The following is an 11662-nucleotide window of genomic DNA, read 5'->3' on the forward strand; positions in this document are numbered from 1 at the left end:
TCCCGGAGCGAAGGAACCCGAGCCTGCGAGGGCCGAACGTAGGAGCAAGCCTTTTCGGTTACCTTTTTGGCGTTTGAAAAAGGTGACTCGCCGTAAGGGCGAAACCGCCAGCCGCCACACCCGCAGCAACGGATATTCACCCACCCCCCCAAGAACACGGTCGGCCCAAAGGCCGCCGAGTTCACCCAGCCTCAACCCGAGGCTTGGGAAACAGAGTATCGAGAGTCTCCAACAACCTCACGTGATAAATCGGCTTGCGAAACAGATCCAGCACCTGCAACCGCAACATATCGCTGACATCCTCCATATCCGCATGCCCCGACATCACAATCACCGGCAAATGCTCCCGCGACGTATGCTCACGCAGCCGCCTGATCAGCGACATGCCCGACTCCTCGGGCATACGCAGATCAGTAATCACCAAAGCAATATCCGGATGCCGGGTCAACAGATGCAACGCCAGCTTCACCGACGTCGCGGTATGACAGGTAAAGCCCTCCCCCTCCAGCAACTCCGCCAACTCCAGCAACGCGTCTTCTTCATCATCAACCAGAAGCAGTTGTTGGCGGGACGACGAAGACGCGTTCATAGGCAATACCTGAATACTGAAAGGTAAATCCAGTGTAGTGCGATATCAGCCAGGTGCAGAGTTCATAAAAATAGAAGGGTGCTTAAGGAGCCGGTGCCGCCGGAAGTGCATTCAAAATGCTGTTGAATATCGCCAGGATCCGATCTCCAATCGGCGTAATGAACGCCACAACCACCACCGCCACCATCGCCACCACAATCGCATACTCGATCGCCGAAGCACCCTCTTCACTGCGGGCAAACGCGCGAGCCTTGGCGATCACATAATCAAAAGTCATACGAAACATAGGTCCACTCCTTCGCGCCTCTGGCGCCGACATCACCACCGCGGCAAGGTTCCACCGTGCCACATGAGCATTGTCAACAAACCCCCGCCCAACAACTGTAAGAACGCATTAATCACAAAGCATTAATCCCAATGTGTCCCGGCCATTTCCTGCTGTTAATTGGCCAGGACTCATACTTTGGTGGGTTATTTGCCTGTCATTAATGGCGCTTTTGCTTGGATCAGCTAGCTTGGAAATAGCGAAATAGTTGCATGTTCATAGCTGCCGATTCAGTCCGCCTTTCGCAAGCAAATGCAATCGGTTGTGCAGCAGGAAAGGGAGAGCCGTCATGAACAGTCGCGTCACCATGGGCCTAGCCGCGTTGCTGTTGCTCGGCGCGGTTTTTGTCGGTTACTGGGGGCTGGTGCTCAGTCGTCAGCCGGCCCCGGTCGCCGAGGCGCCCGTCGCCCCAGCGGTCAGCATTGAACAGACTGTCGCGATTGCCGAAGACCAGACCCGCCAACCGGTGGTGGTACTGCTCCACGATGTAGCGCCGTTCACGCCGTTGACCGCCGCCGATGTGACCGTGGAAAAACTGCGCAGCGCACCGGCCGGCAGCCTGACCAGCATCGAACAAGCAGTCGGCCGCACACCTTGGCGCCACCTCAGCGCCGGCACCTGGCTCAATGACGAAAGCTTCCAGGCTGGCGGTGCGTTGGCGCGGATGATTCGCCGCGACGAGCGCGCGCTCACCGTGGCCGTCGATGAAGTGATCGGTGCCGCCGGGCAGTTGCTGCCGGGGGATTACGTCGATGTGCTGCTGTATCTGCGCGAGGACGCGAGCAATCTGCAGCAGTCGGCGCAGATCGCCGTTCCGGCCCTGCGCGTGCTCGGAATTGGCGATCATTACGGCCTGACCAACGACGGCCAACCGGCATCGCCGAGCCTCAGCGCCGAAGAAAAAATCAAACAGGACCAGCGCCGCATCGCCGCACGCACAGTGGTGCTGGCGGTGCCGGAACAACTGCTCAGCCGCCTGATGCTTGCCACTCAAGTCGGCACCTTGCGTCTCGCGGTGCGCAGCAGCGAAGAACAGCGGCTGGCCAAATACTGGGCCGGCGAAGCGCAATCGCCCGCGCACCTGGATCGCGCCAACAGCCAGCTTTTCCAGTTCACTCAACTCGCCCTGGGCAGCGCGCAAAGAGCACCTGCCACCGCCAGTGCCGGCGCGGCGCCCAGGCCTGCGGTGGAAATCATTCGCGGCAACCAGATCAGCCAACAAACCCCATGACTGCGCAAGGATTCACGTGCATGCAGAGTCGACTCAGACCGACATTGAAACCGGCGCTCCGGGCCTTGCTGTTGTTGGGATTGACGATGAACAGCGCCCTCGCGGCGGTCGGCAACTGCTCGGCACTGCCGCGCCTGCCCTCGGTGATCGAGATCGGTGAAGGCTTCCAACAGGACATGCAGTCCCCGGTGGCAATCACTCGGCTGGCAGTGGGCGATCCGAAAATTGCCGACGTGCATGCCAATGGCGGTTCGTCCTTTTTGCTCACGGGCGTCGGCCCCGGCGCGACCAGCCTGATGGTCTGGACCGCCTGCTCGGCGCAGCCTCAGCAAGCCATGGTCTTCGTCCAGGGCGCGGCAACCACGGCGCTGACCAGCAGCGTGCCGTCGGACGATCCGACCCTGCCGTCGCAAGTGCAGACCGACATTCGCTTCGTCGAAGTCAGCCGCACCAAACTCAAGGAAGCCACGGCGTCGCTGATCGGCACGCGCGGCAATTTCCTGTTCGGCTCGCCCGGCACACTGCCGCCGATTGACGGCGTGCCGCAGCCGCGCCTGCCGGTGGATAACTCGCTGTTCAATTTCTCTTGGGTCGGCGGCAAGACCATGGCGATCATCAACGCCCTGGAAACCAGCGGCTTCGCCTACACCCTGGCGCGACCGAGTCTGGTGGCGTTGAACGGGCAGAGTGCGAGCTTCCTGGCCGGCGGGGAAATCCCGATTCCGGTGCCCAGTTCCGGCAGCGACAGCGTGTCGATCGAGTACAAGGAATTCGGCATCCGCCTGACCCTGACGCCAACCATCATCGGCCGCGACCGCATCGCGCTGAAGGTCGCCCCGGAGGTCAGCGAACTGGATTTTGCCAACGCGGTGAACATCGCCGGCACCACCGTTCCGGCGCTGACCATCCGCCGTACCGACACCAGCGTGTCGCTGGGTGATGGCGAAAGTTTTGTCATCAGCGGTTTGATCAGCACCACCAACAGCTCGCAGGTGAACAAGTTTCCCGGCCTGGGCGACATTCCCATCCTCGGCGCGTTCTTCAAGGGTTCGCAGATCAAACGCGAAGAGCGCGAGCTGCTGATGATCGTCACCCCGCACCTGGTCCAGCCACTGGCGGCGGACGCGCGACTGCCGTCGTTGCCGGGGGAGAAACTGCGCAATTACGACCCGAATTTCTATCGCATGTTCTTCCTCGAGAACGGCAACTTCGACAAGCGCAGCGGGTTGTCGCAATGAACCAGAATCTCAGTCAGACCTTCCTCGCCATCACCCGCAACAGCACCGATCTGGAATGGCTGCAAAGCGCCCTCGCGCCACTCGGCCAGGTCATCAGCGCCGGTGCCGGCAGCCTCGACGAATTGCTCGCACTGGTCGATGTAACGTTCGCCAATCTGGTCTTCGTCGGTCTCGACCGCGAGCACGTCGTCGCGCAGAGCGCGCTGATCGAAGGTGCGCTGGAAGCCAAGCCGATGCTGGCGATTGTTGCGCTCGGTGACGGCATGGACAATCAGCTTGTGCTGAATGCGATGCGCGCCGGTGCGCGGGATTTTGTCGCCTATGGCTCGCGTTCCAGCGAAGTCGCCGGACTGGTGCGGCGCCTGAGTAAGCGTCTGCCGGCCGTTACACCTAGCACCCAGCTCGGCGGCCTCACCGTTCTGTACGGTGTGCAAGGCGCGTCGGACGGCGCCTTGATCGCCAATCACATGGCCATGGTCGTGCAGAAGAGCGGCCAGCAAACCCTGCTGCTCGACCTCGGTCTGCCGCGTGGCGACAGTCTGGCGCTGTTGGGTCTGGAGAGTTCGTTTCACTTCGGCGATGCCCTGCGTCATTTGCGCCGCCTCGACGCCACGCTGATCGACAGCGCTTTCACCAGCGCCGAGCACGGCCTGCGAATTCTTGCTTACGCCAACAGCGACGAGCCGCTGGAATCCACCAGTGCCGCCGAGCTGTACATGCTGCTCAGCGCCCTGCGCCAGCACTTCCAGCACATTGTCGTGAACCTCACCGGGCAGGCCGACAGTGAAGCGTTGCGCACCTTCGTCAGCCATTGCGACAAACTGCTCTGGTACACCGACCAGAACGTCCTCAACTGCCGACGCAATCTTGCCGTGCTCAACCAATGGCGTGAGAAAGGCATGAAACTCGAGCACGGGCGCTTGCTGATCGATCGCTACCTGAGCAACGTCGCGCCGGATGCCGAAACCCTGGGCAAGACCTTCAATCTGGAAGTCATCGCCGTGCTGGCCTTCAGTCCCGACGTGCGCCTGAACGCGAAAAACCAGGGCGTCAGCCTTTTCGAACTGGCGCCCCGGGAAAAACTCACCCAGAGCCTGCGCGCCCTCGGCGAGCGTCTGGCCAAGCGTTCCGAAGGTCTGAGCAAACCGAAAGTCACCTGGTTCGATCGTCTGCGAGGCCACTCATGAGCGCAGAAAAACTCTTTGGCGCGACGCCACGCGGAGCGATCGGCAACAGCGATCACGAAGGCCTGAAACTGGTCCTGCACCGCTACATCATCGACGCCATCGAGGAGTCAGGAAAAAACCTGCTGGAAGGTTCACGCCAGCAACTGGCGCAGTTCGTCACCGACAAGGTCGCCGAATACATCGCGCGTTTGCATCTGGCGATCTCGCGCTACGAAATGGAGCGCCTCGGCGAAGAAATCGTCGACGAACTCACCGGTTTCGGCCCACTGGAAGTCCTGCTGCGCGACCCGTCGGTGACGGAAATTCTGGTCAACGGCCCGCACCGGGTGTTCATCGAGCGCGACGGCGTTTTGCATCAGAGCGATCTGCGTTTTATCGATGCGCATCACGTCGAGCGGGTCATGCAACGCATCCTTGCGCCGCTCGGGCGCCGCCTCGATGAGTCCTCGCCGATGGTCGATGCGCGCCTGCCCGATGGCAGCCGGGTCAACGCGATCATCCCGCCGATCGCCCTCGACGGCCCGTGCCTGTCGATCCGCAAGTTCCGCAAGGACATGCTCAAGAGCACCGACCTGATGGCGATGCAGACCATCGATCTGGCGATTTTCGAGTTCCTGCAGAACGCCGTGGGCAGGCGCTGCAACATCCTGATCAGTGGCGGCACCGGCACCGGCAAGACCACGCTGCTGAACATCCTCAGCCAGTTGATCAACCCGCACGAGCGGCTGGTGACCATCGAAGACGTCGCCGAACTGCAACTCGGCCATCCGCATGTGGTGCGTCTGGAAACCCGTCCGCCGAATGCCGAGGGTCATGGCGAGGTCAAGGCCAGCGACCTGATTCGCAACGCCCTGCGCATGCGTCCCGACCGGATCATTCTTGGCGAGATCCGAGGCGTCGAAGTGGTCGACGTGCTCACCGCGATGAACACCGGCCACGACGGTTCGATGAGCACCGTGCATGCCAACAATGCCCAGGACGCGTTGCTGCGTCTGGAGACGCTGGTCGGCCTGACCGGGCGCTCGATCGCCGAACGCACCTTGCGCCAGATGATCTGCGCCGCCCTCGACGTGATCATTCAACTGACGCGCATGCCCGATGGCCGGCGCTGCGTCAGCGAAGTGGTGGAAGTGGTCGGCATCCGCGAGGACGTCTACGTCACCAACACCCTGTTCCGCCTCGACCGCCGCACGGGGTTCGGCTTTGTCCGCGAAGCGGTCAACCCGGCCGGCGACAAGCTGCGCCAAGACGCTCACCTGGGCTGACGGCGAGGAGCACGCAGATGCTGGGACCGATCATTCTTATCGCCATTTGCCTGATGCTGCTCGGGCTGTCGATCTATCTGTTCCTGCAAGGCCTGCGCAAGACCGCGACGGAAAAAGTCCTCAATCGACTCGCCGCCGGGCAACCGCAATTGGCCGTGGAACAGACGAAATGGGTGGGATTGGAGCGCATGTTTTTGCGTGCCGGCCTCGGTCAGCCGAGCGAGCGTTTCGGTCTGTGGCTGAGCCTGTGGGCGGCGGCCATGGGCCTGGGATTTCTGCTCGGGAGCTGGGTTGGTCTGCTGATCATGTTGCTCGTCCCGCCCGTGGCGTTGCGGCTGTACATCGCCATTCGCTACCGACGGCGGATCCGCCGCATGATCGAGCAACTGCCGCAACTGCTCGACCACACCGTGCGCAGTCTCAAGTCCGGGCGCACGCTGAGCGATGCGGTGCTGGGCGGCATCGAGGCCAGTGAAGATCCCTTGAAAGCGGCCATGGGCCGGGTACAGCGCAACGTGCAACTGGGGGTGAACCTGCCCGATGCGGTCAGCGATTTTGCCGAGCTCTACGAGCAGGACGAATTGCGCATGTTCGCCCTCGGCCTGAAGGTCAATCACCGCTACGGCGGCAACGCCAGCGAGTTGCTGGAGAATCTGATCAAACTGATCCGCGAGCGCGACCAGGGCGCGCGGCAGTTGCGCGCGTTGACGGGGGAAACGCGCATGACCGCTTGGGTGCTCGGTTTGCTGCCGCTGATTCTGGTGAGCTACTTCATGCTGACCAACCCCGGCTACATGCTCGGCATGTGGCACGACGAAAGCGGCCAGACCATGCTGCTCAGCGCCGCCGTGTTGCAGGTGTTGGGCAGTCTGGCGCTGTGGCGCATGTTGCGGAGCGTTTGAGATGGTCTGGCTCGCGGCGTTGTTGTTGCTCCTTGGTTCGCTGTTATTGCTGGGCAATCACCTGCTCACCGAGCGCCGCCGCGTGCGTCAGGTGCATCAGCGCTTGCACGGCCAATTGGTGCGGGAGAACCGTTTCGGCCACTGGCTGCGCGCGCTGGGCAACAGCCGTTTCGGCCGGGGCTCGGTGAGCATCGACAGCGAAACCCAGACCCTGCTCGGCCGCCTCGGCTGGCGCCGCGCCAACGAACGCGCGCTCTTCGCCGCCTGCCAAATCGGCACGCCGCTGCTCGCTGTGGGGCTGGCGATCTTCTTGCAGGAAGTGTTTTTTCCGCAGACCAGCCACCGCTGGATGGCGCCGATGTTCGCTGCGGGCGGCGGCTATTTACTGCCCAAACGCCTGCTCGCCTACGCCGCCGCCCGCCGACAGAAAACCATCGCCGTGGAAATTTCCACGTTCATACCGCTGCTGCGCATCCTCTTCGAATCCGGCATGGCCGTGGAACAAGCGTTGCGCGTGCTCAGCGTCGAAGCGCAGAAACTGCTGCCGAAACTGACCAGCGAACTGCGCCTGATCCTCAGCCGCGTCGACTCCGGTCTGGAGCTGGGGCAGGAGCTGAACAAGACCGCAGTGATGCTCGCGGTGGACGAATTCACCGACACCTGCGTGATCCTCCAGCAACTGATCCACCAGGGCGGCGGTGCGATGAAATCACTGCTGGCGCTCAAGCAATTACTGGACGACCGACGCCTGACCCGGCTGCAGGAATACATCTCGAAAATGTCGGCGAAGATGTCGGTGGTGATGATGCTGTTTCTGTTTCCGGCCCTGCTGATCGTACTGGCCGGCCCGGGCTTCACCGCCATTGCCCGCGCGTTCGCAAACTGACCTTGGCTCATGGAGAGCGTTTGATGAAAGTACTGATAGTCATGGCAAGTCTGTTGCTGCTCAGCGGCTGCGCCACGGATGGCCAGGCGCCGTGGACCTCGCTGCTGTCGCCGTCCAGCTGCAGCAAACTCACGTCGGAGCAGGAACTGTCGCTGAACCTCGCCGATGATCTGGCCAGCGACGGCAAGCTCCACGCCAGCCTCGCCAACCTGCAAAGCCTGCCGGACAACCTCAGCGAAGTGCGCCTGCGCAAAGCCAAGGTCTATCGCCTGCTCGGTCGCAGCGAAGCCGAGCCGCTCTACCGCAGCCTGCTTGGCGGCTGCCTCACCGCCCAGGCCGAACATGGCCTGGGCCAGGTCTACGCCGCCCGTGGCGACAACGGCCAGGCCCAGGCCCACCTGCAACGCGCCGCGCGCCTGGCGCCCACCGACGAGAAAATCCGCAATGACCTCGGCGTGGTCTACCTCAACCAACTGCGCCTCAACGAAGCGAAATTCGAATTCCTCACCGCCATCGAACTGAGCCAGAACAATCAGTTGGCGACGCTGAACATGGTCACCCTGCTGCTCTACCAGAACGACTGGCCGCAAGCAGCAGAGGTCGTCAGCCGCTCGAAACTGACCCCGGAACAATTCACCGAAGCGCAGCAACGCGCGGAAAAACTCAAAGCCCCGACCAACGCCAAAAACACCCCCGGCGACCGCGTCGCCGCCTTCATCGACCCGCTACCGCCGACGCTCGAATAGGAGACAGCCATGACTATCCGCAAAGGCCTGTGCTACCTGACCCTGCTCACCCTGCCCCTCACCGCCCACGCCATCGACACCGGCCCGGCCTCGGCGCAACAACAGGAAACCGAAGGCTGGCTGGTCCTGCAAAGCCGCAACAAAGCCGCCTCGCCCAAACCGCAAAGCGCCACCGCCACCGAACGCGAACTGGCGATGCAGCGTTGGCTGAAGAAATACCAGTACGAGATACCGGATTTTTACGATCCGGATGCGGGCGGGAAGATCGAGAGCAAGAATTAGTTTGGTGGTGCGCTTAAAGGCCCCTTCGCGAGCAAGCTCGCTCCCACAGTCGACCGCGTGCTTTCGGTGGGAGCGAGCCTGCTCGCGAAGAACGATAACGCGGTTTCAGCTCTGCGGATCCACCCGATCCAGCGCCCGATTCACCGCCAACTCCGCCAGCATGACAATCTGCTGAATCGCCAACGCCGTGCTGCGCTGAAACCCGCTCAACTCGCCAGCGAAATTACTCGCCATCGCACTCGCTGACGCCAGCGACTCACAGGCATGCGCCAACAGGCTTTCGGTATCGACATTGGGCACCACCATGAACAGCGTACTGGGCGGATGCGGTTTTGCAGGTTCGGGGCAGAGATAGAAATCGAGCGCGCGTTTTATCGCTTCGCGGTTTTTCACCAGATCGTCGGCGCGCATGGCGTCTTCGAGCGGGGTGGGTCTGGGATCAGTTTGTCCATGAGAACTCCTACTTGGCTGTGACGCCCTCTTCTGTCGTTTCCACACGACAAAAGGTGGCAGCTGTACGCAGGGTGGAAAACCGATAAGTAGGCAACCGGCCAGACCAAAGTCTGCCCACGCACAGCCGCCGCGACACAGTTTGCAGACGAACGAACACGCCGACAACGATTACGGTAGCAATGCAAAGCAACTACTTGAATTTCAGGTTTCCACACCTGACCGCTGAGTTGTCAGCGACAGCCAGAGACTAGTGACCCGACGTCCGACGGACAACCTGAAAACCTTGTGGGAAGGTTCTGGCAAATCAGACACAGATTTAAACAATCAAAACCAAAAGCACCCTCACCCTAGCCCTCTCCCAGAGGGAGAGGGGACCGACCCGAGTTGTTTGGGCGAAGTACACCGACCTGAAATACCGAGTCGAACACAGATTTGAAGCAGATCAAAAGCACCCTCACCCTAGCCCTCTCCCAGAGGGAGAGGGGACCGATCGAGTTGTTTGGGCGAAGTACACCGACCTGAAATACCGAGTCGAACACAGATTTTGAAGCAGATCAAAAGCACCCTCACCCTAGCCCTCTCCCAGAGGAGAGGGGACCGACCGAGTAGTTTGGGTCAGGTATGCCGACCTGAGATACCGAGTCGAATGCAAATTTTGAACAACCCGCAAATCGGCTCCCTCTCCCTCGGGAGAGGGCTGGGGTGAGGGGCGAATCCAGCGCAAAACAAAAGCCAGACACCGCATGCTTTTCACCGCTCAAAACAATGAGCGCAAGCTCGAGTAGCTTTTGATCTTGATCTGGGAGCCCGTCGGCAGGCTGAGTGGAGGGATTGATCCGGGCGTGGGAGCGCAGCGACCGTCTGGCGCAGCCAGACACAGCGCAAGGAGGTGCAGCGAAGCAAACCGGAGCCGCTGCGCCAGGATCGATCCCGGAGCGAAGGAACCCCGAGCCCCAGCGAGCGGGCCGAACGTCAGGGCGAAGACCTTTTGGTTCCTTTGGGCTGGGCCGGCATTCCGGCGTTTGCCAAAAGGGACTCGCCGTAAGGGCGAAACCGCCAGCCGCAACACCCGAAGAAACGGATATTCACCCCAACCACCCAAAGCATTGTCGGCCCAAAAGCCGCCAAGTCAATGCGCCGTAACCCGCTGCCGCCCCGCCGAACTACCAGGAGAAAGCGCCAAAGCCAACTGCGTCCGATTATGCATATGCGTCAACCGCAACACCTGCGACACATACAACTTCACCGTGTTCTCGGTAATCCCCAACTCACAGGCAATCTGATAATTGGTCTGCCCCTTGCCCACCAACCGCGCCACGTCCAACTGCCGGGGCGACAATTGACTGAACACCGCCGGCATCTCCACGGACTCAGGTTCAGCATCACTGACCACGGGCACGGGCGAGCGCCGCACCTTGTCGAGATCCTGATAAAGGTCATCAATCGACTCGGACAAAAACTGCAACTTCTGATTCAAATGCCCCAGATGCAGATTCTTCTGCCGTTCCTGCAAAGCCAGTTCCTGGCGCTGCACACCCTCAAGCAACTCTGCCAGATCGATCGGCTTCTGATAGTAATCGGCAATCCCCGCACGCAACGCCTTGATCACATCCTGCTTGTCAGCGCGCCCGGTGAGCATGATCGCCTCGAACACCCGCTGCTTGCCGGCCAGCCGCTGCAACGCCTGGATCAACTCGATGCCGTCCATGTCCGGCATGTGCAAATCACTCAGCACCAGACCGATGTCCGGGTCCGCCCGGAACAGCTCGATGGCTTCAAGACTCGAGTCGCACGGCACGCAACGGTAGCCACTGCTCTCGAGAAACTCACAGAGTTCTTCGACGATCAGCGGCTGATCATCGACCACGAGGATTTTTACCGAATTAGGCTTGTTCACGAACCACTCCATTTGCTCGGCCAACGCTGACGATTCCTGCACTTTGGTGGCGTATTCGCCTGAATTGAAAGTAGACCCACTTTCCGACTATGTACATAGGACTAGTGGCACCCCGCAATCAGATGATCCAGTACAGCGAAAGCACTACACCTACCCACACGAACGGCGCAAATGGCAGCTTTTTTGACTTGTCCGGGGCCAGATGACGCACATGCTCTCTAACTCCTTGAGCCATATGAGGCCAGACTTTTGGCGCGAGCAGCAGCCACAGCACGCTGGCCACGCCCGCGCCGATAAATGCGCCAAGAACGAATATGCCGTTCGTCGCAAGACCCAGAGCTGTCATTAATTTCACATCGCCGGCGCCCATGCGGCCCAAGAAATACCCCGGCAGCGTCAGCAGCAAAGCGATCAGGCAGGCCCAGCCGCCCTGCCCCGCGTCGGCGCCCAGCCAAGTAGTGCCAGTCGCCAACAACCAGACCAACGCCAGCGCGCCGACGCCTAACGTCAAAGCATTGGAAATTCGCCGCTGCCGGGCATCTTGCGCGGCGCAGATCGCCAGCCAGATCAGAACAAGGGAAATCTGCATCCGCTGAAAGCCGTCCGTTTTGCCTGATTGATTCTATGCTGATACTACGCAGTGACTGTCAGGGTAGACGCA

The 11662-nt window shown here is 61.0% G+C and carries 13 protein-coding genes; 8 read left to right on the forward strand and 5 right to left on the reverse strand.

All coding sequences use genetic code 11. The features are described 5' to 3' along the window. Positions 1-181: 181 nt before the first annotated feature. On the reverse strand, positions 182-589 hold the full coding sequence (locus tag D8U82_RS20105) for a response regulator (protein ID WP_130902827.1): 408 nt from the start codon (positions 587-589) through the stop codon (positions 182-184). 82 nt (positions 590-671) lie between these two features. Next, a complete protein-coding gene (locus D8U82_RS20110; protein ID WP_051600590.1) occupies positions 672-866 on the reverse strand; it encodes a Flp family type IVb pilin in 195 nt (64 codons plus the stop codon). A gap of 337 nt (positions 867-1203) precedes the next feature. Here D8U82_RS20110 and cpaB point away from each other — a divergent pair, with 337 nt between their 5' ends. From cpaB to D8U82_RS20150, 8 genes are read left to right on the forward strand one after another with little or no spacing between them, the layout of a single operon-like run. Beyond that, positions 1204-2145 carry a Flp pilus assembly protein CpaB gene (cpaB, locus tag D8U82_RS20115; protein ID WP_130902828.1) on the forward strand — a complete coding sequence of 314 codons (942 nt, stop codon included), beginning with the start codon at positions 1204-1206 and terminating at the stop codon, positions 2143-2145. Between the two features lie 20 nt (positions 2146-2165). Then, positions 2166-3383 (forward strand): type II and III secretion system protein family protein, encoded by a 1218-nt coding sequence (locus D8U82_RS20120; protein WP_122508650.1) that lies wholly within the window; start codon positions 2166-2168, stop codon positions 3381-3383. Then, complete coding sequence (locus D8U82_RS20125; RefSeq protein WP_122610416.1) at positions 3380-4570, forward strand: pilus assembly protein; 1191 nt, start codon at positions 3380-3382, stop codon at positions 4568-4570. The genes D8U82_RS20120 and D8U82_RS20125 overlap by 4 nt, the downstream gene beginning before the upstream one ends. Continuing rightward, complete coding sequence (locus D8U82_RS20130) at positions 4567-5835, forward strand: CpaF family protein (protein ID WP_039763729.1); 1269 nt, start codon at positions 4567-4569, stop codon at positions 5833-5835. Before D8U82_RS20125 ends, D8U82_RS20130 begins: the two co-directional genes overlap by 4 nt. Positions 5836-5852: 17 nt before the next feature. Continuing rightward, positions 5853-6737, forward strand: a complete 885-nt coding sequence (locus tag D8U82_RS20135; RefSeq protein ID WP_125926219.1) for a type II secretion system F family protein — start codon at positions 5853-5855, stop codon at positions 6735-6737. 1 nt (position 6738) lies between these two features. Beyond that, the gene (locus D8U82_RS20140; RefSeq protein ID WP_125926220.1) at positions 6739-7623 is read left to right on the forward strand and encodes a type II secretion system F family protein; all 885 of its coding nucleotides are present in this window, start codon (positions 6739-6741) and stop codon (positions 7621-7623) included. Positions 7624-7646: 23 nt separating this feature from the next. Continuing rightward, the gene (locus D8U82_RS20145; protein WP_125926221.1) at positions 7647-8369 is read left to right on the forward strand and encodes a tetratricopeptide repeat protein; all 723 of its coding nucleotides are present in this window, start codon (positions 7647-7649) and stop codon (positions 8367-8369) included. Positions 8370-8378: 9 nt separating this feature from the next. Continuing rightward, entirely contained in the window at positions 8379-8651 is a 273-nt protein-coding gene (locus tag D8U82_RS20150) for a DUF3613 domain-containing protein (RefSeq protein WP_024011439.1), read from the forward strand. Between the two features lie 105 nt (positions 8652-8756). Here the strand turns inward: D8U82_RS20150 and D8U82_RS20155 are convergent, their stop codons facing one another. The 3 genes from D8U82_RS20155 to D8U82_RS20165 form a co-directional block, all read right to left on the reverse strand. Next, positions 8757-9062: a DUF6124 family protein gene (locus D8U82_RS20155; protein ID WP_130902829.1), complete on the reverse strand. Its 306-nt coding sequence runs from the start codon at positions 9060-9062 to the stop codon at positions 8757-8759. 1171 nt (positions 9063-10233) lie between these two features. Beyond that, positions 10234-11001 carry a response regulator transcription factor gene (locus D8U82_RS20160; protein WP_130902830.1) on the reverse strand — a complete coding sequence of 256 codons (768 nt, stop codon included), beginning with the start codon at positions 10999-11001 and terminating at the stop codon, positions 10234-10236. A gap of 118 nt (positions 11002-11119) precedes the next feature. Beyond that, positions 11120-11590: a prepilin peptidase gene (locus tag D8U82_RS20165; protein ID WP_130902831.1), complete on the reverse strand. Its 471-nt coding sequence runs from the start codon at positions 11588-11590 to the stop codon at positions 11120-11122. Between the last annotated feature and the right edge of the window lie 72 nt (positions 11591-11662).

It is taken from the genome of Pseudomonas sp. Sample_23 (assembly GCF_004307595.1).
Classification (GTDB): Bacteria; Pseudomonadota; Gammaproteobacteria; order Pseudomonadales; family Pseudomonadaceae; genus Aquipseudomonas; species Aquipseudomonas atacamensis.